Raw genomic sequence first — 606 nt, forward strand, 5'->3', positions numbered from 1 at the left:
GCCATCCCCGCCCCGCGGGACGGCTCCGGCGCCTCGGAGCCCGTACGCGACGGCGCCGACGGGGGGCCGCTCACCGCCGAGGAGCTGGACCGCTTCGCCGACGAGCTGCGCGGCCTCCTGGACGACGCGGTGTCCGCCGCCGAGCGCACCCTGTTCGACCTGCGCACCGCCGCCGCCGACGACACCCGTATCCTCTCCGCGCTCGGGGACGGCGGCCTGTTGCCGCCCGGCCCCGACGTGCTGGCCACCGTGGAGTACCTGGGCGAGCACGGCATCCCGGCGCTGCCCGGCTGGCGCTACCTCGCCCAGGCCGTCGACCCCGCCGACCACGCGCGCGTGCTCGCCACCCGCCCCGAGCTGGTCGACGGTGTGATCATCACCGACCCGGACACCCACGCCCGCGCCCGAGAGGCCCTGGGCGAGGCGGCCCTGCTGCCCCGCTCCGCCGTCGCCGTCGGCACCGCCGCCGCCCTCCTCGCCCCGGCCCCCGCCTCCGAGGCGCGGCCCACCGACGTCTTCCTCGTGCCGCCGAACCCCGCCATGCACGACGAGCACGCCGCCGACGAGGAACGCCAGGCCCTGCGTGCGCGGGCCACCGAGCGCGAC

Annotated in this window: 1 pseudogene; it reads left to right on the forward strand. The window is 78.9% G+C overall.

Features of this window, described 5'->3' with window-relative positions:
* Window positions 1–606: pseudogene (locus tag GT030_RS10250) on the forward strand (hypothetical protein); the annotation flags it as partial.

Source organism: Streptomyces sp. SID1328 (assembly GCF_009865595.1).
In the GTDB taxonomy this organism is placed as follows: domain Bacteria; phylum Actinomycetota; class Actinomycetes; order Streptomycetales; family Streptomycetaceae; genus Streptomyces; species Streptomyces griseoluteus.